Annotated in this window: 25 protein-coding genes; 9 read left to right on the top strand and 16 right to left on the bottom strand. The window is 67.9% G+C overall.

All coding sequences use genetic code 11. The annotated features are described in order from the left end of the window. Positions 1 to 34 precede the first annotated feature (34 nt). Positions 35 to 739, top strand: coding sequence for an SDR family NAD(P)-dependent oxidoreductase (locus AB8M46_RS04205; RefSeq protein ID WP_394359588.1), 705 nt, complete (start codon positions 35 to 37; stop codon positions 737 to 739). A 1-nt stretch (position 740) separates the two neighbouring features. Here the strand turns inward: AB8M46_RS04205 and AB8M46_RS04200 are convergent, their stop codons facing one another. From AB8M46_RS04200 to AB8M46_RS04185, 4 genes are read right to left on the bottom strand one after another with little or no spacing between them, the layout of a single operon-like run. After that, positions 741 to 1,118 (bottom strand): RidA family protein, encoded by a 378-nt coding sequence (locus tag AB8M46_RS04200; protein WP_037341290.1) that lies wholly within the window; start codon positions 1,116 to 1,118, stop codon positions 741 to 743. A 58-nt stretch (positions 1,119 to 1,176) separates the two neighbouring features. Continuing rightward, positions 1,177 to 2,439, bottom strand: coding sequence for a hypothetical protein (locus AB8M46_RS04195; RefSeq protein WP_394359587.1), 1,263 nt, complete (start codon positions 2,437 to 2,439; stop codon positions 1,177 to 1,179). Next, the gene (locus tag AB8M46_RS04190; RefSeq protein ID WP_394359586.1) at positions 2,436 to 2,768 is read right to left on the bottom strand and encodes a type VII secretion target; all 333 of its coding nucleotides are present in this window, start codon (positions 2,766 to 2,768) and stop codon (positions 2,436 to 2,438) included. Before AB8M46_RS04190 ends, AB8M46_RS04195 begins: the two co-directional genes overlap by 4 nt. Then, positions 2,765 to 3,340 carry a YbaB/EbfC family nucleoid-associated protein gene (locus AB8M46_RS04185; RefSeq protein ID WP_125734377.1) on the bottom strand — a complete coding sequence of 192 codons (576 nt, stop codon included), beginning with the start codon at positions 3,338 to 3,340 and terminating at the stop codon, positions 2,765 to 2,767. The genes AB8M46_RS04190 and AB8M46_RS04185 overlap by 4 nt, the downstream gene beginning before the upstream one ends. Positions 3,341 to 3,492: 152 nt before the next feature. Between AB8M46_RS04185 and AB8M46_RS04180 the strand changes: the two genes are divergently transcribed. Next, positions 3,493 to 3,978 carry a GNAT family N-acetyltransferase gene (locus AB8M46_RS04180; RefSeq protein ID WP_394359585.1) on the top strand — a complete coding sequence of 162 codons (486 nt, stop codon included), beginning with the start codon at positions 3,493 to 3,495 and terminating at the stop codon, positions 3,976 to 3,978. Here AB8M46_RS04180 and AB8M46_RS04175 read toward each other — a convergent pair. The 7 genes from AB8M46_RS04175 to AB8M46_RS04145 all read right to left on the bottom strand — a co-directional run bounded on the left by AB8M46_RS04175 (position 3,953) and on the right by AB8M46_RS04145 (position 11,299). Next, positions 3,953 to 4,570, bottom strand: coding sequence for an SRPBCC family protein (locus AB8M46_RS04175; protein ID WP_394359584.1), 618 nt, complete (start codon positions 4,568 to 4,570; stop codon positions 3,953 to 3,955). The genes AB8M46_RS04180 and AB8M46_RS04175 overlap by 26 nt on opposite strands. A 195-nt stretch (positions 4,571 to 4,765) precedes the next feature. Further along, complete coding sequence (locus AB8M46_RS04170; RefSeq protein ID WP_255355366.1) at positions 4,766 to 5,374, bottom strand: DNA-binding response regulator; 609 nt, start codon at positions 5,372 to 5,374, stop codon at positions 4,766 to 4,768. A gap of 79 nt (positions 5,375 to 5,453) precedes the next feature. Further along, positions 5,454 to 5,735 (bottom strand): DUF6235 family protein, encoded by a 282-nt coding sequence (locus AB8M46_RS04165; protein ID WP_394359583.1) that lies wholly within the window; start codon positions 5,733 to 5,735, stop codon positions 5,454 to 5,456. Positions 5,736 to 5,864: 129 nt separating this feature from the next. Continuing rightward, positions 5,865 to 8,162: an excinuclease ABC subunit UvrA gene (locus AB8M46_RS04160; RefSeq protein WP_037341300.1), complete on the bottom strand. Its 2,298-nt coding sequence runs from the start codon at positions 8,160 to 8,162 to the stop codon at positions 5,865 to 5,867. Between the two features lie 150 nt (positions 8,163 to 8,312). Further along, entirely contained in the window at positions 8,313 to 8,861 is a 549-nt protein-coding gene (locus AB8M46_RS04155) for a dihydrofolate reductase family protein (RefSeq protein ID WP_394359582.1), read from the bottom strand. A gap of 31 nt (positions 8,862 to 8,892) precedes the next feature. Then, entirely contained in the window at positions 8,893 to 10,134 is a 1,242-nt protein-coding gene (locus AB8M46_RS04150) for a cytochrome P450 (RefSeq protein ID WP_394359581.1), read from the bottom strand. A gap of 16 nt (positions 10,135 to 10,150) precedes the next feature. Continuing rightward, the gene (locus AB8M46_RS04145; protein ID WP_394359580.1) at positions 10,151 to 11,299 is read right to left on the bottom strand and encodes an MFS transporter; all 1,149 of its coding nucleotides are present in this window, start codon (positions 11,297 to 11,299) and stop codon (positions 10,151 to 10,153) included. Positions 11,300 to 11,601: 302 nt separating this feature from the next. Between AB8M46_RS04145 and AB8M46_RS04140 the strand changes: the two genes are divergently transcribed. From AB8M46_RS04140 to AB8M46_RS04130, 3 genes are all read left to right on the top strand, one after another. Then, positions 11,602 to 12,630, top strand: coding sequence for an ATP-binding cassette domain-containing protein (locus AB8M46_RS04140; protein ID WP_394359579.1), 1,029 nt, complete (start codon positions 11,602 to 11,604; stop codon positions 12,628 to 12,630). Beyond that, complete coding sequence (locus tag AB8M46_RS04135; protein WP_052120777.1) at positions 12,627 to 13,442, top strand: ABC transporter permease; 816 nt, start codon at positions 12,627 to 12,629, stop codon at positions 13,440 to 13,442. Before AB8M46_RS04140 ends, AB8M46_RS04135 begins: the two co-directional genes overlap by 4 nt. An 84-nt stretch (positions 13,443 to 13,526) precedes the next feature. Next, positions 13,527 to 14,279 carry a hypothetical protein gene (locus AB8M46_RS04130; protein WP_394359578.1) on the top strand — a complete coding sequence of 251 codons (753 nt, stop codon included), beginning with the start codon at positions 13,527 to 13,529 and terminating at the stop codon, positions 14,277 to 14,279. Between the two features lie 318 nt (positions 14,280 to 14,597). Here the strand turns inward: AB8M46_RS04130 and AB8M46_RS04125 are convergent, their stop codons facing one another. From AB8M46_RS04125 to AB8M46_RS04105, 5 genes are all read right to left on the bottom strand, one after another. Continuing rightward, positions 14,598 to 15,032: an SgcJ/EcaC family oxidoreductase gene (locus tag AB8M46_RS04125; protein WP_350573879.1), complete on the bottom strand. Its 435-nt coding sequence runs from the start codon at positions 15,030 to 15,032 to the stop codon at positions 14,598 to 14,600. A gap of 12 nt (positions 15,033 to 15,044) precedes the next feature. Further along, complete coding sequence (locus AB8M46_RS04120; protein ID WP_394359577.1) at positions 15,045 to 16,214, bottom strand: acyl-CoA dehydrogenase family protein; 1,170 nt, start codon at positions 16,212 to 16,214, stop codon at positions 15,045 to 15,047. A 76-nt stretch (positions 16,215 to 16,290) separates the two neighbouring features. Beyond that, positions 16,291 to 17,691: a cation:proton antiporter gene (locus tag AB8M46_RS04115; RefSeq protein WP_394359576.1), complete on the bottom strand. Its 1,401-nt coding sequence runs from the start codon at positions 17,689 to 17,691 to the stop codon at positions 16,291 to 16,293. A gap of 11 nt (positions 17,692 to 17,702) precedes the next feature. After that, positions 17,703 to 18,968 (bottom strand): NAD(P)/FAD-dependent oxidoreductase, encoded by a 1,266-nt coding sequence (locus tag AB8M46_RS04110; protein ID WP_016336915.1) that lies wholly within the window; start codon positions 18,966 to 18,968, stop codon positions 17,703 to 17,705. 38 nt (positions 18,969 to 19,006) lie between these two features. After that, a complete protein-coding gene (locus tag AB8M46_RS04105; protein ID WP_394359575.1) occupies positions 19,007 to 20,395 on the bottom strand; it encodes an NAD(P)/FAD-dependent oxidoreductase in 1,389 nt (462 codons plus the stop codon). A 204-nt stretch (positions 20,396 to 20,599) separates the two neighbouring features. Here AB8M46_RS04105 and AB8M46_RS04100 point away from each other — a divergent pair, with 204 nt between their 5' ends. From AB8M46_RS04100 to AB8M46_RS04085, 4 genes are all read left to right on the top strand, one after another. Further along, positions 20,600 to 21,994, top strand: coding sequence for an NAD(P)/FAD-dependent oxidoreductase (locus AB8M46_RS04100; RefSeq protein WP_378429053.1), 1,395 nt, complete (start codon positions 20,600 to 20,602; stop codon positions 21,992 to 21,994). 19 nt (positions 21,995 to 22,013) lie between these two features. After that, the gene (locus tag AB8M46_RS04095) at positions 22,014 to 23,399 is read left to right on the top strand and encodes an FAD-dependent oxidoreductase (protein WP_394359574.1); all 1,386 of its coding nucleotides are present in this window, start codon (positions 22,014 to 22,016) and stop codon (positions 23,397 to 23,399) included. 154 nt (positions 23,400 to 23,553) lie between these two features. Beyond that, positions 23,554 to 24,528 carry an alpha/beta fold hydrolase gene (locus AB8M46_RS04090; protein WP_378429055.1) on the top strand — a complete coding sequence of 325 codons (975 nt, stop codon included), beginning with the start codon at positions 23,554 to 23,556 and terminating at the stop codon, positions 24,526 to 24,528. Between the two features lie 705 nt (positions 24,529 to 25,233). After that, entirely contained in the window at positions 25,234 to 26,184 is a 951-nt protein-coding gene (locus AB8M46_RS04085) for an NAD(P)-dependent oxidoreductase (RefSeq protein ID WP_125734395.1), read from the top strand. The last annotated feature ends 52 nt before the right edge of the window (positions 26,185 to 26,236 follow it).

Below are 26,236 nucleotides of genomic sequence, written 5' to 3'. Positions count from 1 at the left end.
TTGAGGGCATCCTCAACTTAACCTGGGAGGACAGATGACCAAGACGCTCGCGATCTTCGGCGCCGGGCCGGTGCTGGGACTTTCGCTCGCCCGCCGGTTCGGCCGTGAGGGCTTCCGGATCGCCCTCGTCGCGCGTACCACCGAGAACCTCGACGCGCTCGTCGCCGAACTCGCCCGCGACGGCGTCGAGGCGAGCGGGTTCGTCGCCGATGTCTACGAGCCGGCTCAGATCGCCGCCGCCGTCACCGCCATCGGCCGGATCGACGCGGTCGCGTTCAATCCCGGCGGCGGGACCACGGGGGAGGGCATCGTGCCGGTGCTCGACGTGGATCCGGAGAACCTGCGGCTCATCCTCGACCGGTTCCTGGTGTCCGCGGTGGCGCTGGTGCGGGCCGTGCTGCCCGCCATGACCGAGCGCGGCGACGGCGCGATCCTGTTCACCGCCGGGCAATCCGGCCGGTACCCGGCGCCCTTCCTCGGCAACGTGGGGATGGCGCAGGCCGGGCTGCGGAACTACTTCCTCAATCTGAACGCGGTGCTCGCGGAGAAGGGGATCTACGCCGGGGCCGTCAACGTCGGCGCGCTGATCGAGGGCAGCGTGCCGCATCGGACGATCACCGCGAGCCCGTTGGACTTCGAGCCCGAGGTGATCCATCCGGACGTCTTCGCCGACGCCTTCTGGAAGCTTTACGAGACGCGCGAAGCTCCTGAAGCACTCGTCGGGTCTTTCGGGAGGTGACTTACTTCTCGACGGCGTAAGCCTCGATCTCGACCTTCATCTTCGGGTCGAGCAACGCCGACACCTCGACCATGGTGGCCGCGGGCAGCACGTCGGCGAAGGCTTCGCGGTGCGCCCGCGCGACCAGGTCGGCGTCCTTGATGTCGGTGACGTAGGTGACCGTGCGCACCACCGCGGCGAGACTCGAACCGGCCTCTTTCAACGCCGTCTCGATGAGCGACAGCACGGCCGAAGCCTGCTCGTACGCGTCGCCCGAGCGTTCCGGCTCGCGCGCCGTCGTCCCGGAAACGTGGATGTGCTCGCCGACGCGCACCGCCCGGCTGTAGCCGAAGACCGGCTCGTAGTCCCCGCCGGAGGAGATGTTCACCCGTTCAGTCATGACCGAACGAAAGCACAGGCGGTCCCGCGCCGGAACACCGGGACGGGACCGCCTGCTTTCACTGCTCTTCCTTGTCCTCCGGCGGCTTCTCGTTCGCGGCCGGCGGGATGGCCTTCGTCAGCTCGACGACGGTCTTCCCAGCCATGCCCGACGCGCCGTAGGTCGGGTCGCTGAGGATCTTGAGGCCCTTTTCGAGCTTGTCGAGCGCGTCCGCGGCCTTGGGGAACCTCGTTTTCAGGTCGCCGACCGGGAAGCTGTTCCAGTAGTCGAACCGCTTCAGGATGTCCGCCGCCCCGTCCACCCCTTCCAGTTCCTTCGCCAGCTTCTCGCGCACGATCCGGAGGGGTATGTCGCCGAGCTTCTCCGGCTTGGGCTTCGGAGCGTCGGGCTTCGGGGCGTCCGGGGTGGTGTCGCCCGGCTTCGGGGGCGGGCCTTCGATCGGCTTCTTGCCGCCGGGCATCGGCGTACCACCGGCGGGTTTCGGCTTGGGCAGCTTGATCTTGCCGCCGCCGAGCGTCAACTTGACGACGTCGTCGGCCGCGCCGCGGGTCTTCGCCAGGATCTTGAGCATCTCGGCGAGCTTCTTGGCGACGTCGGCGATCTGCTTGGCGATCTTGGCGATCGCCACCCCGACCGTGGTCATGATGGAGGTGATCGCCGCGATGATCGAACCGCCGAAGGTGACCGGCGCCAGTGCCACCGCCACGATCGCCGCCTTGAGGATGCCCGCCAGCGTCATGGCGATGATGTCGCGGACGATGCCGCGGACCGCGCCGATGACGGCACCGGCGATCCCCATCTGCTTGCCCGCGAATTCGATGTATCCGGCGAGCGCGTCGATCTGGGCGGCGACGCCCTCCATGTCGGCGCGAAAAGTGTCGGCGGCCTCGCCGTCCCACTTCTCCATGAACTTGGTGGTGGCGGCCCCGTGCTCCTTCGACCACTCCCGCACTTCGGCGGCCTCTTTGTAGATCGCCGTCTTGGCCGCCTCGATGCCCTTCGGGTCTCCCAGCAGGAAGTCCAACGGCCAGCGGAAGATGACGATGTGCTCGATCAGCCAGCCGATCCCGGCGGTGAGCAGCGAGCCGATCGGATCGGCGACCATGCCGAGGATCTCGATCGCCATCCCCGCCGAGGCCAGTCCGATGCTGAGGCTGTCCCCTTCGTCGACGGCCTTCTTCAGCGAGAACGCGGAATCGAAGAAGCCCGCGCCCGTGGTGTCGCCGCTGCCCGCGAGGAAGTTGTTCTTCTCGTCCTTGAAGTCGCTGGCCTTGGTGCCGGTGTTGTTCCCGAAATCGCCGCGGTGGTACTCGTCGCTCACTTGACCTTCACCTCGTCGATCCCCTTGCCGGCTTCGGTGATCAGCCTCTCGGTCTCCTGCTCGTTGGCGTTGTACTGCTTCGCCGCCTCACGCAACCTGTCCGAGAACTCCTGCACGTTCTCCGAGTACTTGTTCAGGTGGTCCCGCGCCTTCCCGCAGTGCATGCTCGCGCCGGCGCCGTAGATCTGGCCGCCGAAGATGCCGAAGATGCCGGGGTCCGCCACGCAACTGCCCACCATGTCGGCGCTCGCGCGCAGCGCGTCCTCGAGCCTGTCGAGGTGACCGGCGAACTCGGTCATGGTCTCCGTCTTGACACCGAATCCGGTCACCACGGGCTCATTTCGTCGTCGTCGGGGGAAGCCGGTCGCCGGGTTCGCGGCGCCGGGGGGTTCGGGGGCCGCACGGGACGGCCGGGCTGCGGCGGCATCGGGGGACCCGCCTGCGGAGGTGGCGGCGGCCGGTACCCCGCCTGAGGACGCGGCGGCTCGTCGTGCGCCTCGGGGGCCCACTTGTCCTGCTCCGGGTTCTCCGGGGCGCCTTCCTCGTCCTCCACCTTCGGCAGGAACGTGCGGACCAACTGGGCGGCTTCGTCTTCGCCGTTGATCTCGGTGTAGGACTCCGTGACCTTCTCGACGGTCTTGCGCTGGGCCTGGCGCACCGTCTGCATGACCAGCGAGGAGAGCCGCGCCGGTCCCAGGGAGGTGGCCCGGTTGCCGAACTCGATGGCGCTCAGCGAGCCGTTGGCCTCGACCGTCACCGTCACCGAGCCGTCGGGAGAGGTCACCGTGGACGCCGAGGCGGTGAACGCGGCCGTCAGGGCTTGGGCCTTCTCCTCGAGTTTCTTGGCCTCTCGCTCCAGAAGGAGTGCGAAGTCCTCACCTGCGTCGAAATTGGGTTGCATGCGTCGCCTTGGCTCGAGAGGGATGGGGCACGAAAATGCGAGAGGTCGCGAGGTGGATCGCCCGTATCGTTACCACCGGGCGGACGGCCGGACAAGCCCGATGATCAGAGAGTGCCCGAAAGTGCCGCAGGGGTGGCGGATCGGGGCAGGCCATGGAAAGCGGACCGATCGTGCGGGACGCGGATCGCGACGACGTCATGGCCGTCTGCCGCTTCGGTGAGGAGCACGTCCGGGCCCACGCGCCGTTGATCGGCGACGAAGAGGCCGCCCGGCAGGTGCGGATGTGGTGGAACACGACGAACATCGCCGGCGCCGTCGCCCTCGGCGCGGTTGTGATCGCCGAGGACGACGGGCGGCTGGCCGGCGTCGGGCAGCGCGACCTCGAAGGTGGTGAGCCCGTGATCCGCAAGCTGTACACGCTTCCTCGGTATCGCGGATTGGACTCGCGGTTGCTCGAAGTCCTCATCGGACGGTCGGCCGCGGACACCGGCCGGGTGTACGCCGAGCATCCGGTGGCTGACGAACGCGCGGGCGCCTTCTTCGAGCGCGAGGGTTTCACGGTGGAGCGGATCGAGCCGGGCGGCGTCGTCCGGCGGGTCCGGGCCCGCCCCGCTACCGGTTTTCGGCCGCCTTCTTGAGGTCCTTCAGCCAGATTTCGAGGCCCTGCCCGAGCATCGCGGTGGAGCCGGGCACGTCCTTGTCGACCTGCGGGCCGGTGTGGCTCTCCTCGGTGCGGACGATGACGCCGCCGGGCACCTTGACGAAGTTCCAGACGTGGACGCCGTCGATGTGCATACCGCCGGGGCCGTCGAGCGGGCCGGTCCAGCGGAGGCATTTGCCGGGCTGGAGTTGCCGGACGGTGGAAACGATGGTCACGTCGCCGGGCGGGTACGGCATGCCGGGCGGGACGGGGATGGTCCACTGGAAGCGGGAATGCTTGCGCAGCGGGCCGTCGTCCAGTCGCTTCATGGTGACGGGGATGGCCGGGTTCTGCCAGGACGGCCAGGCCTCCACGTCGGTCTGCAGGTTCCAGATGGTGCGCAGTGGCGCCTTGACGAAGGTCTCGGTCCGGTAGTGCACCTTGGCCGACCGGTCGATGCCTTTTCCTTGGCAGGTAAGCGAAGCCGGTCTGGTGTGGTGGGCGGGGGCGGCCTGGGCCGGTGCCGTGACGCCGAGGACGCCGGCGATGACCAGTGGGGCCGTGAGCAGGGCCGCGCGCTTGCCGAACATGGCTTCTCCTTCGCTTCTGTTGTTATCGCTTGTTGCGATAGTTAGAGGCTATAGCGAAGTCGCCGTGAACGTCAAGCACGAAAGTGAGAGGGTCTAACCGAAGGCGGGGTCGTTAGCCGGACCGAAGGCGGAACTCGCGTGTTCCGCGCCCAATCACGCGAGTTCCGTCTCCGATCACGCGAGATCGCCCGGGGATCACAGCCATTCCGCGTCGGTGGCGATGCGGATCGCGTGCACCCGGTTGCGCGCGTTGAGCTTCGTGACGATCGCGGCCAGATAGTTCCGGACCGTGCCGGGGGACAGGAACAGTTCGGCCGCGATGTCGGCGACGGTGCGCCCGCGCGCGGTCACCCGCAGGATCTCGATCTCGCGGGTGGTGAGCGGGCAGTCCTCGGTTTCCCAAGCGGCGAGCGCCAATTCGCCGTCGATCACCCGCCGGCCGATCGCGACCGACCGCACCGCGTTGGCGAGCTTGTCCGACGGCGCGTCCTTGAGCATGAAGCCGTTGACCTTCGCGTCCAGCGCGCGCCGGACCGTGCCGGGACGGCCGAGGCTGGTGAGGATCAGCGTATGGCAGCCGGGCAGGCTTTCGCGGATCTCCATGGCCGCGGTCAAACCGTCCTTGCCCGGTAGATCGATGTCGATGACCGCGACATCGGGCTGGACGGATTTCGCCGTCGGAAGGATCTGGTCACCCGCGGCGACTTGGGCGACCACTTCGATATCGGATTCCATGTTCAGCAGGGCGACGAGCGCCCCGCGAACCATGTGCATATCTTCGGCAAGCAGCACTTTGATCACCACGAAGCACCTCGCACCCCAGTTCAGTGGCTCCGTCGTCATCCTACGGGATTCGCACCCCCTGCGGTGCTGCCGAAAAGCTTCAGAGCACGTCCAGCTCGCGCGGCCACTCGACGGGTTCCCTGCTGAGCCCGAGCAACTCGAACTCCGAACGCGCCCAATCGATCCGCACCCGGATCGCCAGCGCGGGCGCCACGGTCAACAGGAAACGGCCCGGACCGCCGCCGACTTTGAAAACGCCGTAGGTCAGGAACGCGGATCCGTCGCAGACGGCGAACAACGCGGTGAAAATCTTCGCGCGTTCGCTTTCCGGAATCGAATCCAGCCATTCCAGCCCGCCGGTCAGCACCAGCCGCACCGCCATCCGACCCTCCTCGCCGCACCGGCTTCCAGCATGGTCGCCGCCGCGGGTATCGGGCGTCTCGTATCCTGCGCCGAACGCGAAGAAGGGGACGCCCCGCACGGGACGTCCCCTTCGACGAAGAGCCGGAGCTCAGCCGGCCTGCTGGTAACGCTTGAGGTACTCGCCGGTCAGTGAGCTCTCCGCGGTCAGGAGTTTCTCGGGCGGGCCGGTGAAGACGATCTCGCCGCCGTTCTTGCCGCCGCCGGGTCCGAGGTCGATCACCCAGTCCGCCTGTTCGATCACCGCCAGGTTGTGCTCGATCACCACCACCGTGTTGCCCGCGTCGACCATGCCGTTGAGCAGGCCCAGCAGCATGTCGATGTCGGTCATGTGCAGACCGGTGGTCGGCTCGTCGAGGATGTAGACGTTGCCACCGCCGGAAAGCCGGTCCGCCAGCTTGATCCGCTGACGTTCACCGCCGGACAGCGTGCTGAGCGCCTGACCCAGCCCGAGATACCCGAGCCCGGTCTCGATCAGCGCGTTCACCTTCGCCAGCACCGGGGCCTCGGTGAAGTACTCCGCCGCCTGCTCCGCGGACAGCTCCAGCACGTCGGCGATCGACTTGCCCCGCAGCTTGTGCGCGAGCACCTCGTCCTTGAACCGGCGCCCGTCGCAGCTTTCGCAATGCGTCGTGATCGGGTCCATATAGGACACTTCGGTGATCAGCACGCCGCGGCCCTGGCATTCCTCGCAGGCGCCCTGGGAGTTGAAGCTGAACAACGCCGCGTTCGCGCCGCTCGCCTTCGCGAAGAGTTTGCGCACCGGGTCCATCAGGCCGAGGTACGTCGCCGGAGTCGAGCGGGACGACGCCGCGATCGGTGTCTGGTCCACGAAGATCGCGTCCGGATGCGCCTCGCGGAAGACACCGGAGATCAACGAGCTCTTGCCCGAACCCGCGACACCGGTGACGGCGGTGAGCACGCCGGTCGGGATGTCGACCGACACGTTCTTCAGGTTGTGCAGTGAAGCCCGCTTGATCGGCAGCTTCCCCTTGGGACGGCGCGGATCCTCCTTGACGACACCCGATCGGGCCAGCCCGGCCCCGGTCAGCGTCTTGCCTGCCCGCAGCTGCCGGTAAGTTCCCTGGAAGACGACCTCGCCGCCGTGCACACCGGCGCGCGGCCCGATCTCGACGATGTGATCGGCGATCTCGATGACGTCCGGGTCGTGCTCGACCACGAGGATCGTGTTCCCCTTGTCCCGCAACGCCCGCAGCAGATCGTTGAGCCGTCCGACATCGCGGGGGTGAAGGCCGACGCTGGGCTCGTCGAAGATGTAGGTCAGCCCGGTCAGGTCGCTGCCCAGGTGCTTGACCAGCTTGAGCCGCTGCCCCTCACCGCCGGACAGCGAGGTCGTCGCCCGGTCCAGCGAAAGGTAGCCGAGGCCGATCGCCTCGATACGTTCGAGCGCGGCCAGCACGCCCTGCGCCATCGCGGCGGTCTGCTTGTCCTTGATGGACTTGATCAGCTCGATCAGATCGGTGATCTGCAGCTCGCACCACTGCGCGATGTTCTTGCCCGCCAGCTTGGTCGCCAGCGCAGCCTCGCTCAGCCGTCCGCCGCGGCAGGCCGGGCAAGGCCCCTCGGTGATGAACTTCTCCGCCTGGGCACGGGTCTTCTCGCTCATCGACCCGGTGTCACGCTTGAGATGGCGGCGGGTGAAGTTCGCGACCAGGCCCTCGAACGTCAGCGTCTGCGTCTTGCCGTTCTTGAAGGTGAGCTGGACCTTGCCCTCCTTGCCGTGCAGGAGGGTGTCCATCTCCTTGGCGGTGTACTTGTTGAGCTTCTTGGCCGGGTTGATGGCGTCGTGGTTGGCGTAGAACTGCCAGCCGGGGCTGCCGACCGGATAGCCCGGCACCAGGATCGCGCCCTCGTCGAGCGACTTCGTCATGTCGAGCATCAGCTCGGGGTCCGGGCGCAGCGCGCGGCCGATGCCCTCGCAGTCGGGGCACATCCCGTTGGGGTCGTTGAACGAATACAGCGAGGGATTGCCCGCGCTCGGCTTTCCCTGCCTGGAGAACAACACCCGCAGCAGCGGGTGGATGTCGGCGACCGTGCCGACCGTCGAGCGCGCGTTCCCGCCGAGCGGGCGCTGGTCGACGATCACCGGGGTGGTCAGGTTCTCGATGCCGTCCACGTGCGGTCGTTCGTGTTTGGGCAGCTGGTTGCGGATGAACCAGGGGAAGGTGGCGTTCAGTTGACGCTGCGCCTCGACGGCGATCGTGTCGAACACGACGGAGGACTTCCCGGAACCCGAAACCCCGACGAAAACCGTGATCTGGTTCTTCGGGAGCTCGAGTGAGACGTCCTTCAGGTTGTTCTCGTGAGCGCCGGTGACGCGGATTCCCTCACCCGCCGGTTGCTTGGTCTTGCGGGCTGCGGCAGTCACAGAATTTCCTTTCCTCGCCGGTGCGCGAATGATCGCGCCTGCTCACCAGTATCGCAGCGCCACCGAATACCCGGTAGTCGATTCGTGTGTGATCGGGCCATGTTCTCGTCACGACGAAAACATGAAATTTTCACGGTCCCGGTGAATTCGTCAGGCGCGGGTGTAGACGGCGCCGATGACGCCGGTTTTCAGCGCGTTCGAGCGCGTCAGCTTCAGCGGGATCTCCTTGTCCGTTCCTTCGAACAGTTTCGCGCCCTCGCCTGCCACCAGCGGCATGATGTTGAGTGCCAGTTCGTCCAGGAGTCCTTCGGCGAGCAGCCATTGGACGAGTCTCGGGCTTCCGGGCACCCGGATCGTCTTACCGGGCGCTTCCTTCAGCCGGGTGATCTCGCCGGCGATGTCACCGGTGATCAGACTCGTGTCCGGCCAGGTCAACGTCGCTTCGTCCAGCGTCGAAGAAACGACGTATTTGTGCGTGCCGTTGAGGAACGCCGCCATCGGGTTGCTGTCACCCTGCGGCTTCCACATCTGTTCGAAAGCGACGTACGTGTCCTTGCCCATCAGAATGGCGTCCGAGGCGGCGAGGCTCTCGGCGATTCCTTCGCTCATCTCGTCGGACCAGTATTGGCCCATCCAGCGGTCCGGCCGTTCGGCCACCCCGTCCAGGGACATGAACAATCCGGCGGCGATTTCGCGCATGACGAACTCCTTCGTTGTCCGGGGCCCGTGGTCAGGCCGCGGGCCGATCTTCCCACCGTCGCGCGCGACGCTCCAAGGGATCGAGCACACCGGAAGAAGTCCAGCGGACCGGCAGCGCGGACAATGCGCGCATCGTCGGAGAGACGGTCCATTCCAGGGAATCCTCGGGTACGGCGAGGCGGAGTTCCGGCGCGCGACGGGAAAGCGCGCGCAGTGCCGACTGGATCTCGACCCGCGCGAGGTGGGCGCCGATGCAATGGTGCGTCCCGTGCCCGAACGACAGATGCCTGCCGTTCCGGTCCATCGCGAACCGGTCCGGATCGGCGAAGACGTCCTCGTCGCGGTTGACCACCGGCAGCAGCGCGGTCATCAGGTCGCCGGGCTCGATCCGCGTGCCGGCGATGGTGACTTCCTCCGTCGCGACGCGTGTCATGCTGAAGTTCACCGCGGGGCTGTACCGGAGCGTTTCCTCGACGGCCGCGTCCAGCAGCGCCGGGTCCGCGTCCAGCGAAGCCAGCAGGCCCGGCCGGGAGATCAGGCAGAGCACCGCGTTGGCGATCTGCGCGGCCGCCAGCGCGTGCCCGTCGAAGAACAGTGACGCCGCCAGCCCCGTCAGTTCCGTTTCGTCCAGGGCGCCGTTGCGGTGTGCCTCGATGAGCTCGGCCATCAGCCCGGACGGCGGGTCCTCGGTGTCGGCGAGCATCATCGCGACCTCGTCGTGCAACAGCAGTTCGCCTTGGTAGACGGCGGATCGCGGGGAACCCGGCTTGCCGAGTCGCGCGTTCGCGCGTTTGCGGACGGCTTCGCGCCGCGACGGCGGAACGCCCAGCAGTTCTGCCTGTGCGGTGAAGGTCAGCGGGGCGCAGAAGTCGGCGATCAGATCCGCGGTGGGATCCGTGTCGATCAGCCTGTCGAGCAGCCCGGCGGCGGTGGTTTCGACGTACTCGCGCAGCTGTTCCGCACGGCGGGCGGAGAACGCGCCGCCGATCAGCTTCCGGATCCGGGTGTGCCTCGGCGGGTCCAGGTCGGTCACCGACATCCGGGTGGCCGGTCCGCGCGGATGGGTCGTCTCGGCCAGCACGGCGCGGCTGAACCGCTTGTCGCGCAGGAAATCGCGCGTTTCGGAGTAGCCGCTCACCAGCCATTCACGGCGTCCGTCGCGCTGTCGTGAACCGAACGGGCAGCCGTCGGGGATGTCGTCCCCGACGAGCTGCCGTCGCTGCCGTCCTTCGGCGAAGTCCGAGCCTCCGCGACCCCCTGTTACGTCGCCCATCGGGTCCATCCTCCGATCATTGATTCCGTGCGGGCACGCGCAGCGCGAGCAGGCAGACCGCGACCGAGGCCATGGACAACGCCGCGATGGCGACCCGCAGGTCGGTGCGCCCGGCGATCTGGCCGACCACCGCCGGGCCGAGCAAGAGGCCGACACTGGCCAGTGACGCCGCCGAGCCGATCACCGCGCCGCGGTCCTCCGCGGACGCGCCGCGTCCGATCAGCCCGTAGACGGTGGGTGTCGACACCGAGATCGCGCCACCCACCACGGCGGTGCCGAGCAGGCCGTGCACCGGCGCGTCGGCCATCGAAAGCATCAGCACGCCCACCCCGGAAAGCGCGCCGGAGGTGAGCAGTACCAGGCGATCCGACGCGCGGCCGGACAGCCAGTGCCCACCGAACCGGCCCAGCGCCATCCCGGCGGCGAAGATGCCGGGAGCGGCCGCCGAGATCCCGACCGGCGCGCGGGTGATGTCGGCCAGGAACACCGCGCTCCATTGCTGGACGCCGCTTTCCACGACCATCGCCAGCGCCGCCAGCAGGCACAGCAGCAGGACCGCCGGGCCGAGCCGCAGGCGCCGTCCCGGTTCGCGGCTCTGGCGGACCAGCCGTCCCGGCACGGAATTCCTCGCCGCGATCGCGCCGAGGACGACCAGCGCCGAAAGCGTCAGCGCGATCGCTTCGGCGGGTACTCCCGCCGTCCTGGCCGCCCCGGTGCCGAGACTGCACGTCAACAGGCCGATGCTGAACAACGCGTGCGCGCGGTTCATCACGCGGGGCCCGTCGCCCGCTTCGGCGGACGCCGCCAGTGCGACCACGACGACATTGCAGGCACCCGAACCGAATCCGAACAATCCCAGGGTCAGGAACAAGGCCGGAACGGATCCGGCCAATGCCGGTGTCGGCGCGATGAGCGCGAATCCGGCGAAGGTCGAGACCGCGACCGGGCCGCCGAACCGGTCGAGCAACCGGCCGATCGCGAACATCGCGGGCATCGCCGCGAGTGCGCCGATCAGCAACGCGGCGCCCAATTGCGCCTCACCGGCGCCGGTGGCGTTGCGAACGTCCGGCAACATCGAAAGGTACGGGCCCCACAATGCGCCGTACGCGGCGAATCCCGCGAAGACCGTGCCGGTCCGCGGAGCTGCGGTGATGACGGCGACCATGAGACGTGACGGTCCTTTCCGTGCTGATCAGCGGAATTTCGCCGAGAGGCGGACATTCGCAGGTTAGCAGCGGTATTCGGGAACGGGCCACGATTATTTACCGCATTTATGGAGAAGGACGCCGGAGCGTGTCGTCGGTATTCTCGGCGAAGGTGCGGTTTTTTCAGGCTGGGACAATCATCCCAAAAATGAAGAATTCATACCCGGAAGGTTAACCATTCACTGCTCCCACGCCGCACTTCCTCGCATGATGTAACCGCACGAGAGTGTCTCCGTTGTGAGGAACAGGAAGGTAGTGCGTCATGTTGCAGAACGTCGAACCCGCGACCGCGTCGAGGGCCGGCCCGGGGCCGCGGGGGACCGAGACTGAATTCGCGATCCACGCCGAAGGGCTGGTGAAACGGTTCGGCGAGACGACCGCGCTCGACGGGGTCGATTTGACCGTCCGTTCGGGCACCGTGCTCGGCGTCCTCGGGCCGAACGGCGCCGGGAAGACCACCACGGTCCGGATCCTGTCCACGCTGGTGACGCCGGACGAGGGCCACGCCACCGTGGCCGGGTACGACATCGAAAAAGACGCCCACCAGGTGCGGCAGCTGATCGGCTTGACCGGGCAGTACGCGTCGGTCGACGAAAGCCTGACCGGCGTGGAGAACCTGCTGCTGATCGGGCGGCTGCTCGGCTTTTCGCGGCGGGCGGCCAAGGCCCGCGCGCACGAGCTCCTGGAGCGGTTCTCCCTCACCGAGGCGGGCGGCCGCGCCGCGAAGGGCTACTCGGGCGGTATGCGCCGTCGTCTCGACCTGGCCGCCAGCCTGGTCGGGGACGCGCGTCTGCTGTTCCTGGACGAGCCCACCACCGGTCTCGACCCGCGCAGCAGGCTCGAGCTGTGGGACGTCGTGCGCGGACTGGTCGCCGACGGCGTCACGGTGCTGCTGACCACGCAGTACCTGGAGGAGGCCGACGCGCTCGCCGACGAGATCGTGGTCGTCGACCACGGCAAGGTGATCGCCAAGGGCACTCCGGACGAGCTCAAGGCCAGCACGGGCGCCCAGCGCTTGACGGTGCGCGGTGCCCAGACGGGCGACCTCGAGAAGGTCGTGCGGCTGGTCGGCGAGATCGCCGGCGCGACGCCGGACGTCTCGGGCCAGGTCGTCAGCGTCCCGGTCACCGACCCGGCGGCGCTGCCCGGCGCGGTCCGGCGGCTGGAGGAGGCGGGCATCGTCATCGGCGAGCTGTCCCTGCGCAGCTCCAGCCTGGACGAGGTGTTCCTGAGCCTGACCGGACGTCCGGCCGAGGAGCCCGCCGAAGAGACCGAGGAGGAGATCCGATGACCGCCGCGACGACGACGCTGCCCCCGCGGCAGTTGTCGACCAGGGTCGGGTTCTTCCAGGGCATCTCGCAGATGTTCACGCTGGCTTGGCGCAGCACGGTTTCGGTCAAGCACGAGCCGAAGCAGCTGGCCGACATCAGTTTCCAGCCGATCATCTTCACGCTGCTGTTCACCTTCGTGTTCGGTGGCGCGATCTCCGGCGACCGGAACGCGTATCTGCAGTTCATGATCCCGGGCATGCTGGTGATGAGCATGCTGTTCGCGACCATCAACGTCGGCATCGGCCTCAACACCGACCTGTCCCAGGGCGTGTTCGACCGGTTCCGGTCGTTGCCGATCGCGCGCTGGGCACCGCTGGCCGGCCGGATCATCGGCGACCAGTTCAAGCAGGTCTGGTCCGTGCTGCTGGTGGTCGGGGTCGGGCTGCTGCTCGGCTTCCGGCCGGAGAAGGGCTTCCTCGGCGTGCTCGCGGCCGGGTTGCTGCTGCTGGTGTTCGCGATCGCGTTCTCCTGGGTGCCCACGCTGGTGGGGGTCGCCGCCGACCAGGCGGAGAAGGTCCAGGTGTTCGCGTTCGCGGTGATCCTGCCGCTGAACTTCGTCAGCGGCGTGTTCGCGCCGGTCGAGACGATGCCGTCCTGGCTGCAGGCGTTCGCCGAGGTCAGCCCGGTGGCGATCCTGCTCAAGGCGTGCCGCGGACTGATGAACGGCGGCGCCGGGGTCACCTCGGCGGTGATCTGGTCCCTGGTCTGGGCGGCCGTGATCGCGATCGTGTTCGGGGCGCTTTCGGTCCGTGCCCTGAAGAAGCGGATCTGAGCAATCGCCGCTCGATCACCGGAGCCGTGACGCGTGCGCGCGCCACGGCTTCGGTGTTTCGGGGGCCCGACCCGGGGAGCGCCGATGGACGAACTGGACTACAACACCTGTAACGCCACCTTCCGCAGCCTGACCGACCAGCAACGGCTGATGGTCGAGGAGACGTCGAGACTGATCGGTGCGGACGCCGATCTCGAACTGACGTCGTACGGCTGCGGGTTCGGCATGTTCGAACTGGAGCTCATCGCGCGGGTGCCGCGGAGAACGGTGTGGTTCCAAGGCATCGACACCAATCGCGAAGCGGTCGAACGACTGTGCGCGCGGCTGTCGGGGCTGCCGAAGGTCCGGGGCCATCGTGTCTTGACGGCGAGCATGGCCGACGTCGCCGACCTCCGGATCACGCCGACCGAGTACGGCCTGTTCGTCCAGTCGTTGTGCTACCTCGGCGCGGACGAGGGCATGGCGGTGCTGAAGGAAGCGCGGAACCGGCACCGGCGGCTGATCGTCGCGGTGCCCCCGCTGAACCGGCTGAACGGCCCCTTCGCGGAATCCCTCGCGCGGCAGGGCATCGCGCGTCCGCTGTTCGCGCAGACGCTGGCGGAGGAACTGACGCGGTTCGGCGTCGAGTTCCGGTCCGTCACGGTGGACGCGGAGATCACGGTGCCGGTTTCCGAGCCGGCGCACCGTCTTCTGGAGTTCCTGACCTTCGCGCGGCATTCGCCTTGGCGCGGCGGGACCGGGCGGGCGGAACTGCTCGACGCGGTCGCCGGGATGGGCACGGTTTCCGCGGGGCGGGTGCGGATCCCGCATCCGGTCGAGGTTTTCAGCATCGGTTAGGTGCGCGGTGTCGCTACTCGCGACCTGCCGGACGGTGCGGAGGTGTTGCGAAAGCCACTTTCGCAACGTCTCGCCAAGCAGCCGACGGGGGCGGTGAAGGCCTCCTTCCCTACTTTCAGGGTAGGGAAGGAGGCCTTCACGGACTCACTATGCGCCACCCCACCCACCGCGCCCAATGTGGCATCGGGGACACCAGACGTCCCCAATGCCACATTGGGCGCACAGCCGAAACCACCCGAAACGCCACTCACGACCCACCGGACAGGGCGGAACCCGGGCCCTGAGGAGGGGAGGCCCGGGTTCCGAATGGGGGAGGGATCAGACAGTGCCCGGCTTCGGCAGCTGCTGCTTCGCCGGAGTGTTCTGATAGGACGCCAGCTGCCACGCGCCGTCCCGCTTGACGACCGTCCACGAGGCACGGATCGACTGGGAGTCGGCGACCTCGGTCTCGCCGGGGCCGAGCACGCCGCCCTGCGTGATCAGGACACCGGAGTCCGGGGTGAAGAAGCGGATCTCCAGCGGACGCCCGGTGACCTGGGTGCCCTTGTAGTTGCCCGCGAAGGATTCCACCAGGAACGTCCGGATGTCGTCGCGGCCCTTCTTGAAGACACCGGGGAGGATCATCGTGCCGTCCTCGGTGAAGACGCCGGCGAAGGCGTCGGCGTCGTGGTACGCCCACGCGGCGATCACCTTCTGGGTCAGCGCCGCGATCGCCGCCTGGTCCGCGGCCGTGCCGGTTTCGGTCGTGGTCATCGGAGGATCCTCCTAGATGTAGAGGGTGTTGGGCTCGAGCCCGCAGAGCACGCGGCCGTACAGCTCGGTGTTGGTGTTGGGGTGCATCAGCGCGTGGAGGTTGACCGCGGCGACGTCGCGGGCGATGCGCTGGATCGGGATGCCGTGGTAGATCGACGAACCACCGGAGGCGGCCGCGAGGATGTCGATGCCTTCCTTGGCGCGGCGGACCACGGCGCCGAGGTCGGCCCGCGCGATCGCGCGTTCCTCGAGTTTCCACGGGGTTCCGTCCTCGGTCTTCGTGTCGACCAAAGTGGACAGACGGTGCGCGTGGAACTCGGCCTCGTCGATCTTCAGTGCCGATTCGGCCACCTGGTGGTGCGTGATCGGCGCCTCGCGCTGGGAATCGTAGGCGGTGTAAGTGATCTTGCGGTCCGGCAGGCGCTTGAGGAAGGTGTCCTGCGCGCTCCGCGCCATCCCGACCAGCGTGCCCACCGAAGACGCCGAGGCGACCGGGAGCAGCGGCGCCCGGTAGATCGAGGCCGAAGCCCCGCCCTGACCTTCCAGCACCGCCGGCAGCGGGAGCACCCGCTCCGCGGGGATGAAGACGTCCTGCGCCACCGTCGACACGGAGCCGGTGCCGCGCAGGCCCGAGGTGTCCCAGTCGTCCACGATCAGCAGATCCGAGATCGGCACCAGCGCCATGATCGGGTACGGCTCGCCCTCCGGCGGCACGAGGATCGCGATGATCTCCTGCCACTGCGCGTGCAGGGCCCCGCTGATGAAGCCCCACTTGCCGTTCACCACGACCCCGCCGTCGACCGGCGCGGCCATCGCGGATGGGCTCAGCGTCCCGCAGACGCGCACGTCCGGGGTGGCGAACACCTCGTCCTGCACCGCCTCCGGGAATTGGCAGGCCATCCAGGTCGGGATCCAGTACACCGAGGCCACCCAGGAGGTCGAGCCGTCGGCCCGGCCGATCTCGGTGGCGACGTCGACCAGGGTGCGGGTGTCGGCCTCGTAGCCGCCGTAACGCTTGGGGCGGCGCAACTTGAAGACGCCGGCCTCGGCCAGTGCTTCGATGGATTCCTCGTGCACCCGACGGTTCTGTTCCTGCCAGGCCGAGTGCTTCTTCAGTGCGGGTGCCAGTTCGGCCACGCGGCGAACCAGTTCCTCCCGCGTCGGAACATCGGTGCTCGACACCTTGACCTCCTAGATCGTCGACTGGTCCAGCTTCGCAGCGGGCGGACGGCGAGGCGTCTTCCCGTTTGCCGGTGCGTCAGGCTGCCGCACGTTCGGAGGTGCGGCCGGGGAAATCCACCACGTTCCGGCCGTCGCGGCGGGCGAACCAGGTCGCCAGCGGCGCCGCCATCGCGGTCGAGACCAGCGCCATGATCACCAGCATGGTGAACAGCGTCGGGGACAGCACGCCGAGGTCGAGCCCGATGTTGAGCACCACCAGTTCGGTCAGGCCGCGGCAGTTCATGAGCGCGCCCACCTGCAGCGACCGGTTCCAGTTCTCGCCGACCGCCCGCGCGGCCAGCGCCGAGCCGCCGAATTTGCCCGCGACGGCCACGAGCAGGATCGCGCCGCACCAGAGCCACGCGCCGCCACCGGAAAGCAGGCCGAGGTCGGTGCGCAATCCGCTGTAGGCGAAGAACAACGGCAGCATCAACGCCGTCGTCAGCCCGCCGGCCTTGTCGTGCAGCCAGGTCGCCATCGGGTTGTCCCGTGGGAACACCACGCCGAACACGAACGCGCCGAACATCGCGTGCACGCCGATCCACTCGGTCGCCATGGCGCACACCAGCACCCCGACCACCGAAAGCGGCGCGACCCGGTGCAGCCGTGCCGCCGAAGCCCCGGCCACGAACTTCCGCAGCAGGGGCCGGATCACCAGGCCGAGCAGCGCGACGAACGCCGCGGTGAGCACGACCGTCAGCACCACGCCGACCAGCGAGGACGCCGTGGTCAGCGCGATCACCAGTGCCAGCAGGCTCCACGCGGTCACGTCGTCGACCACCGCGCACGTCAGCGTCACCACGCCGATCTCGCTGCGGAAGAGCCCGATCTCGTGCAGGATCCGCACCAGCACCGGCAACGCCGTGATGCTCATCGACACCCCGAAGAACAACGCGAACGGCAGGAATCCGCCGCCTGTCCCGAACCGGGTGTAGGCGAACAGCGCGAGCCCGACGCCGAGCAGGAACGGCAGCGCGATGCTGACGTGACTGACGACCAGCGCGAGCCGTCCGCGGCCGCGCAACAGCCTGGTGTTCAGTTCCAGCCCGGCGAGGAACACGAAGAAGATCACGCCGAGCTGCGCCACGACGTTCAGTTGCGGCACCGCCGCCTTCGGGATCAGCACGGCCGCGCCAGATGGCCACAACGCGCCGAGCACCGACGGGCCGAGCAGGATGCCCGCGGTGATCTCGCCGATCACCGCGGGCTGCCCGATCCGCTGGGCGAGCCAGCCCACCACCTTGCAGGCGACGACCACCACGGCGATCGCCAGCAGGAGCTGGGCCAGCGAAGGCCCGGTCGCCGCCTTCGCGGCGGCCGCCCCCGCCCCGCCTTCGCCCTGCCCCAGCAGGATGATCGCGATCACGACCGGGACCACGACCAGTCCTATGTAGACCATCAGCGCCCGGCGGCCGGGACGGCGTTCGATCTCCACCATGCCCCTTCCGTTCAGGGTTCGGTGACGTTCGCGACCAGGTCGTCGAGATTGATCTTCAACAGCGGGTGCTTGCCCGACAGTCCGGAGATCAGCGTGACGAAGTCGGTGCTCGGCGCGTGGAGCTGCTCCGGGTCGACGATTTCCTGCGCGAGGTCGTAGTAGTACTCCTTGTACTTCGTCCGGTCGTAGAACCGCTCGACGAAATTGCGGATCTCGTCGAAGAACGCGCGGTAGTTCCCGGCGTACCGGTCGAGCGCCTTCTCCTCGATGGCCGGGTGCTCCAGGATCCGATTGACTACTTTGGACAGTGAGCTGCCGGCCAGCGTGGCCAGCGCGACCCCGGTGGAGAACAGCGGGTCGACGAACGCGGCCGCGTCGCCGACGAGCACCCAGCCGTCGCCGTAGAAGGTTTCGTTGGTGTAGGACCAGTCCCGCGCCGTGCGGTACCCGGCGTGCTGGCGGGCGTTGGCCAGCAGCCCCTTGAGCCGGGTGGTCTTGTCCCGCTCGCGTAGGAACAGCTGCTCCAGCGACTGGTCGTCGGCGTTCGCGAGATCCGATTTGGTCACGTAGCCGACGCTCATCGTGCCCTTGTCGATCGGGATGCCCCAGAACCAGCCGTCGGCGGTGCCTTCGATGAGGATGTTGGTCCACTCGTCACCGGGCAGCCGGTCGCAGTTGTCGTAGTAGGTCCAGACCGCGACGTTGCGGAGCTCGTTGTGCCAGGTGATGTCGCTGAACTTCCGGCCGATCACCCGTGACTGGCCGGACGCGTCGACGACCAGCGAGGCGCTGGCCTCGTAGTCGCCCGCCGAACCGCGCAGGGTGAACCGGACGCCCGTGACGCGGCCGGTGTCGGACTGGATCACGTCCTTGACCGTCGTCTCCTCCACGACGTACGCGCCGAGCTCACGGGCGCGGTCGAGGATCAGCGTGTCCAGGTCGGCGCGGCGCGTGTGGTAGGCGTAGGTGCCTTCCGCGGCCTTCATGAACGAGAAGTTCCAAGGCACGTCCCGGTTTCCCCACACCAGGCTGCCGCCGTACTTGCGCTCGAAGCCGCGCGCCTCCATGCGGTCGAGCAGGTCCAGCTCCTGCAACGGGCGCATGCCGACCGGGATCAGGGATTCGCCGATGTGGTAGCGGGGAAAGCGTTCGCGTTCGAGGACCAGGACCGTACGCCCCTCCTTCGCGAGGAGACCGGCGCAGGTCGCGCCCGCCGGGCCGCCGCCGATGACGATGACGTCGAACCGCTCGGGCATACCGTGGAGCGTGGCTGACATGAGAAACCCTTCCTGGGCCGATGGAGGAGTGGAGGCGCTCACGCGCGCCGGATGCCGATGTGCGGCTCGTAGCTCAGGTACAGCCCGTTGATCGCCTTTTCGGGCTTCTCCGGAGCCTGCTTGTGCTCGTGGACGCGGTTGAGGTTGTCCAACGGGTTGTGCTTGCCGCTCTCCTCGCCGAGCAGGTGACCCTGGATCCGGCGGTAGACCTCTTCGGTGTCCTCGAGGTCGGCGATACCGGTGACGAACCGGTCGAACGCCGCCTGCACGTCCATCCCTTCCCAGTCCTTTTCGGACAGTTGCTGGGCGCGGAAGAAGTGGTGCTCCTTGCCGCGGTAGCTCTCGTAGAAGGTGGACACCAGCACCAGCAGCCGCTCATAGGCACGGCGGTAGACGACTTCGTAGAAGTCCCAGGCCTCGCGCTCGTCGATCTCGCCGCGGATCACGCTGCTGATCGCGGCGGTGCCGATCAGGGCGCTGTAGGTGCCCAGATGCACACCGGTCGACAGCAGGGGGTCGAGGAAGCAGGCGGCGTCGCCGGCGAGCAGGAAACCGGGGCCCTGGAACCGCTCGGCCGCGTACGAATAGTCCTGCTCGACCTTGACCTCGGTGACCTGCTCGGCCTCGATGAGCAGCTGCTGTATCGCCGGGCAGTCGCCGATCGCCTTGTGGTACACCGGGTCCACGCCGCCGAGTTCGTTGCGCGCGGCGTTGAAGGAGTCCCTCCCGGTGACCAGCCCGACGCTCATCGTGCCGTCGGGCAACGGGATCCCCCAGAACCACCCGTCGCCGACCGAGGCGACCGTGATCGCGCCGCTCGGCCCGCGGTCGAGCTGCTTCGCGTCCTTCCAGTACGACCAGGCGGCCACGTTGCGGAAGACGTTGTGGAACTTGCGGTTCTTCAGGTACTTGGTGGCCATCACGCCGCCGCGGCCGGACGCGTCGACGAGGTAGTCGAACTCGATCCGTCCGCTGTTGGCCGGGTTCTTCGCTTCGGCCCAGTGCGCCGCGACCGGGCGGTCGCCGTCGAAGTCGAGCTTCTTCACCGCGATGCCCTCGGTGACGTCGACGCCGACCTCGCGCGCGTGGTCGAGGAGGATCTTGTCGAAGTCGGCGCGGATGACCTGCCACGCGCTGGTGCTGCCGTCGCGGCCGTGCGGCCGGAAGCGCACCTCCCATTCCTCGGGACCCCAGAAGTAGTAGGCGCCGCCCTTGGGCTGGAACCCGGCCGCGGCGATCTTGTCCCAGACCCCGAGCCGCTCCAGGATCGGACGGCACGAAGGCAGCAGCGATTCGCCGATGTGATAGCGCGGGAAGTGCTCCCGCTCGAGCAGAGTGACCTCGAAGCCCTCTTTGGCCAGAAGCCCGGCAGCGGTGGATCCCGCCGGTCCACCGCCGATCACGAGGATCTGGGTCGATGCGCGCATGACACCTCTCCAACTACGCCGACAGCCGGAATTACCTGCCCGAAGCTAACAACCGCGAATGGAGATCCACTCAAGAACCGGTTGCCCTGTAACGCTTTCCCGAAAAAGCAGTCGAAGAGACGCTGCCGGCCGGAAGGCGGACGACGATTCTTCCCGTGTCGGACTCCGACGGCCCGGCCGAAGACCTATTGGAGGAATCCCGCGATGGGCGAATACCTTGGCGAACGCGCCGTCGTGCTCGGCGGCGGCATGGCCGGCCTGCTGACCGCCCGCGTACTTTCGGAACGCTACCGCTCCGTCGTGATCGTCGAGCGTGACACGATCGTCGGCGTCACCGGCACCCGCCGCGGCGTGCCGCAGGCGCATCACGCGCACGCGCTGCTCGCACGCGGCCAGCAGATCCTCGAAGACCTGTTCCCCGGCCTGCAGGCCGAGCTGACCGCCGACGGCATCCCGAGCGGTGACCTGTCCGGCAGCCTGCGCTGGTACTTCAACGGGAAACGCCTGCAGCAGAAGGAATCCGGCCTGCTCAGTGTGTCCGCGACCCGCCCGGAGCTCGAAGAGCACGTCCGCGGTCGGGTCGTCGCATTGCCGAACGTCGAGGTCCGGGAGCGCACGGTGATCCAGTCGCTGGTCGCGACCGGCGACCACTCGCGCGTCACCGGTGTCCGTGTGACCGGTGAAGACGCCGAGCCCGAGACGCTGCTCGCCGACCTCATCGTCGACGCCACCGGCCGCGGCAGCCGCTCGTCGGTGTGGCTGGAGGAACTCGGCTACGAGCGCCCGGCCGAGGAGAAGATCAAGATCGACCTCGCCTACACCTCGCGGCTGTTCGAGCTGGACACCGATCCGTTCGGCGACGACCTGGCGATCAACCCGGTCGCCTCGCCCGCCAACCCGCGCGGCGCGTTCTTCGTGAACCTGCCGGGGAATGTGGCCCTGCTGTCGCAGACGGGCCTGCTCGGGGATCACCCGCCGCGTGACGCCAAGGGTTTCCTCGAGTTCGCCAAAACGCTGGACGCGCCCGAGATCTATCGGGCCGTGCGCAACGCGAAGCCGATCAGCGAGATCGCCAGTTTCAAGGTGCCCGCCAGTGTCCGCCGCCGGTTCGACAAGCTGCGTCGCTTCCCCGAGGGCCTGCTCGTGATCGGGGACGGAGTCTGCGCGTTCAACCCGGTGTACGGCCAGGGCATGACCGTCGCGGCCATGGAGGCCGCGCAGCTGGGCACGCATCTCGACGCGGGCGGCGTGCGCCCGCTGCGGTTCTTCAAGGAGATCAGCCCGATCATCGACGTGCCGTGGGACATCTCGGCGGGCGGTGACCTCGCCTTCCCCGGTGTCGAGGGCCCGCGTCCGCTGAAGGTCAAGATGGGCAACGCCTACATGGCGAAGCTGCACTCCGCGGCGACCGTCGACGGCCGGTTCACCGAGGCGTTCTTCCGGGCCGCCGGCCTGGTCGACCCGCCGACCGCGCTGATGCGGCCGAGCCTGGTGGTCGGTGTGCTGCGCACCGCGCGCCGGGTCAAGGCGGCCGCACCTCTCGCCCCCACGGCCACGATCGGTCAGGCACCGCCCGCGTCCGACGACCTCGCGGCCTGAGCACCAAGGAGCCATGGTCATGAACGAACCCGTCGGCAAACGCGCGGTGGTGATCGGCGGCAGCGTCGCCGGCACCCTGGCGGCGAGAGTGCTTTCCGAGTTCTATCGCGAGGTCGTGGTCGTCGACCGCGACGAGGTGCTGGGCGTGGACAAACCGCGGCGCGGCACCCCGCACACCTGGCACGCGCACGGACTGCACGCGCGCGGCTACTTCATCCTCGAAGAGCTGTTCCCGAACCTGCTCGGCGAACTGCGGGACTCCGGGATCCCGGTCGGCGATCTCGCGCGGATGAAGTGGTACTTCAACGGGAAGCAGGTCGAACCGGCCGACAGCGGGCTGCCGTCGATCACCGCGCTGCGCCCGGTGCTGGAGCATCATCTGCGCATGCGCACCGCGGCGCTGCCGAACGTCACCTACCGCGAACGCACCGACGTCCACGGCCTGCTCGCCACGCGTGCGGGCAACCGGATCGTCGGGGTCCGCGTGCAGGCGCGCGACGGCTCGGCGGAGGAACGGCTCGGCGCGGACCTGGTCGTCGACGCCTCCGGCCGCGGTTCGCGGACACCGGTGTGGCTGGAGGAGCTGGGCTTCGAGCGACCGTCCGAGGAACGCGTGAAGATCGGGCTGGCCTACACCACGCGGATGTTCCGCAAACGGCCGGAGATGTTCGACGGCTGGCAGTCGATCAACCCGGTCGCCTCACCCGAGCATCCGCGGGGCGCGTTCTTCGGGCAGGTGAACGAGAACGAGTGCATCCTTTCGCTCACCGGGATCCTCGGCGACCACCCGCCGACCGACGCGCGCGGCTACCTCGACTACGTGAAGTCGTTGCCCGCCCCGGAAATCTACGAAGCGGTGAAGGACGCGCAGCCGTTGATCGAGCCGGTGACGTTCAAGTTCCCGGCGAGCTCGCGGCGGCGCTACGAACGGCTCAAGCGGTTCCCGGAGCGGCTGTTCGTGCTCGGTGACGCGTTCTGCAGTTTCAACCCGGTGTACGGCCAGGGAATGACCGTCGCGTCGATGGAGGCGATGGCGCTGCGAGCACATCTTTCGCGACGGTCCGAACCGGACTCGCGGCGGTTCCTGCGGGAGATCGGCAAGGTCGTCGACAACCCGTGGGAGATCTCGACCAGCGGCGACCTCGACTTCCCCGGCGCGGAAGGGAAACGGACGCTCAAGGTCAAGATGGGCAACGCGTACATGGCGAAACTCCAGTACGCGGCGACGATCGATCCGGACATCACGGCGGCGTTCATGCGCGTGGCCGGGCTGATCGATCCGCCGACCGCGCTGATGAAACCGGGCCTGATGCTGAAGGTGCTGCGGGCCAACCGGCGACGTCCCGCTCCTCGGGCGACGGTGACCGAGTTGCCGCGTGCCGACCGGGAATCACGCGCTGCCTGAATAACCTCGTGAGTGGCAAGGACGGTTAGAACCGTCCTTGCCACTCACGAGGTTTCTTTCTTTTCCTCCGCAACAAGCGAGATGCGTCTGTCGGCCCTTCCGGCTGATCATTGAGGTGTCAATGACCATTTCCCTGGCGGTGGGAGAGAAATTCATGCGCAAGTTCAAGAAGGTCATGACCGCGCTGGCCGCGGTCGCGGCGGTGGTACTGCTGGGGGGAACGGCGACGGGGGCGGCGGCGAACACGGGGTGGAGACAATCGGACGCCGCGCTCGCCCGCTCCCTGCCGGGTGGGTTCCAAAGCTCCTACGCCGACGTCAACGGTGTCCGCCTGCATTACGTCGCCGGGGGTTCCGGCAGCCCGGTGGTGCTGCTTCCCGGCTGGCCGCAGACCTGGTGGGCGTTCCACAAGGTGATGCCGGCGCTGGCCGAGCGCCATCGCGTGATCGCCGTCGACCTGCGGGGGATGGGCGGCTCGTCGAAGCCGCAGTCGGGCTACGACAAGGAGACGCTGGCCGCCGACATCCACGCGCTGCTCGCCAAGCTCGGGTACGCGAAGGCGGATCTGGTCGGCCACGACATCGGCGCGATGGTCGCGCACAGCTACGGGATCAAGTACCCGCAGGCGGTCGGGAAACTGGCGCTGATGGACGTGGTCGCGCCCGACAAGAGCCTCTACCAGCTGCCTTTGCTGCCCAGCGCGCCCGGTCAGTTCTCGCCGTGGTGGTGGACGTTCAACCAGCTGCAAGGCTTGCCGGAGCAGCTCGTCTCCGGCCGCTCGCGGTACGTCGTGGACACGATGATCGATCAGCTCTCGGTGGTGCCGTCGGCGGTCGACGACTTCGACCGGAACGTCTACGCGCGGGCCTACTACACGCGTGAGGCCGTCCGGGCCGGGAACGGCTGGTACCGGACGCTGAACCAGGACATCGCGGCCGGCTCGGCGTACGGGAAGCTGACCATGCCGGTGCTGGGCCTCGCCGGTGAGTTCAATCACCAGTACTTCGTCCAGGTGATGCCGTCGAAGGCGGTGGATCCGCAGGTGGTCAAGATCGCCGGGGCCGGGCATTACCTTTCCGAGGAACAGCCCGCCCAGGTCATCGGCGCGCTGACGAAGTTCCTGGGCTGAAACCGAAGGCCACGTGGCTTGCGTCGACCTCGGACGGGTCTTGAGCCCGGCCATGCCCCAGTGTCCACTGTGGTCACCTCTCGGCGGCTGAATGTCCGATTAATGACGCCATGGGCGATTCTTTCGAGGGGTCGTGAGTGGTAAAGGTCGTTCTAGCCCTCTTTGCCACTCACGACCCCCACCTACAACTGGGCACAGTGCCCAAATCAGGCAACGCGATCCGGACTGACGTCCCTTGTGGACAGTCGTGCCCCGGTCCGCTACCGGTGACCTTGTCCGGCTTGACTGATCAGACCGGCATCCGCTAAAGATCACCTTGAGTCACATGGTAGTGGGTTCTATTGAGCGGCAAGGCAAAGTGGCGTGGTCGCGGACGGGTCGCTGGTGGGGTGAAGGCTCCCTTCGCCGCGTCTGATGCAGTGAAGGGAGCCTTCATCCCGGTCACTCACCCGCGCCGTCCACCTCGCCTCCGGCGTCCGTGTCGCGAAAGCTGGGCATCGGTGGCAAGCGGCGCGCCGAAGACTCCATCACGCCACCTTTGACGTTTCCCTCAATATCAACTCAAGCGATGTGGCATCGGGCTGAAACCGCCTCCCGATACTGCCTTTCGGGGCAGTATTGGAGGCGTCCGGGAAGAGCCGCCGATGGGATTCTGCGAAAAGGAAAGTCCTGGAATTCCCAGCCTATCGGGAAAAGGTGGCTAAAATGAAGGTTGGTGTTACCGGTGGCACCGGGTTCATCGGGCGCTACGTCTGCGAGGAGCTCGCCGCACGAGGGCATACGCCGGTCGTGTTCGACCATCGTGGCGAGGGGGACGGCGGGCCGTGGGAGGTCATGCTGGGCGACATCCGCGACGCGACGGCGCTGACCGAGCTCGCCGCGCACTGCGACGGGATCATCCACCTGGCGGCCGTGCTGGGCACCCAGGAGACGATCACCAATCCGCGGCCCGCGGTGGAGACCAACGTCATGGGCGGCCTGAACTTCCTCGAGGCCGTCGCCCAGTACGACCTGCCCGGCGTGTACATCTGCGTCGGCAACCACTGGATGAACAACAGCTATTCGATTTCCAAGACGACGGTCGAGCGATTCGTCCGCATGTTCAACGCCGACCGCGGCACCCGCGTGAACTGCGTCCGCGCGGTGAACGCCTACGGCCCGCGCCAGAAGGCCGCGCCGCCGTTCGCCGCGGGGAAGGTCCGCAAGATCACCCCGGCGCTGATCTGCCGGGCGCTGTCCGGGATGCCGGTGGAGCTCTACGGCGGCGGACGGCAGATCTCGGACATGGTGTGGGTCGGCGACGTCGCCCGCACGCTGGTGGCGTCCCTGGAGGCCGCCGCCGAGGGCCGGGTGCTGGAGAACACGGTCGAGATCGGGCCGGCCGAGTCGGTCACCATCCGCGAGGTGGCGGAGCTGGTGATCGACCTGTGCGAGCAGCGCGGGCACTCGCGGGTGGGCATCACCGATCTGCCCATGCGGCCGGGTGAGACGCCGAACACGCCGGTCACGGCCGACGTCTCGACCCTGCTTTCCGTCGGCATCGAGCCGGAATCCCTTGTGACGCTGGAAGAAGGCATGGCGAAGACGGTGGACTGGTACCTCGAGCACCGCGGTACCGCCTGGGACGTCCCGGGGCCCGGTCTTCGCGCCGCCTGAGCGCTAGTGCCCTTCGCAACGTCCAGGCCCTGAAGCGCGTGAAGGCCTCCTT

Origin of the sequence: Amycolatopsis sp. SB7-3, assembly GCF_041021335.1 — a bacterium.
GTDB classification, from domain to species: domain Bacteria; phylum Actinomycetota; class Actinomycetes; order Mycobacteriales; family Pseudonocardiaceae; genus Amycolatopsis; species Amycolatopsis japonica.
The sequence above is the reverse complement of the archived record's forward strand: the minus strand, read 5'-3'. Positions and strand labels throughout refer to the sequence as shown.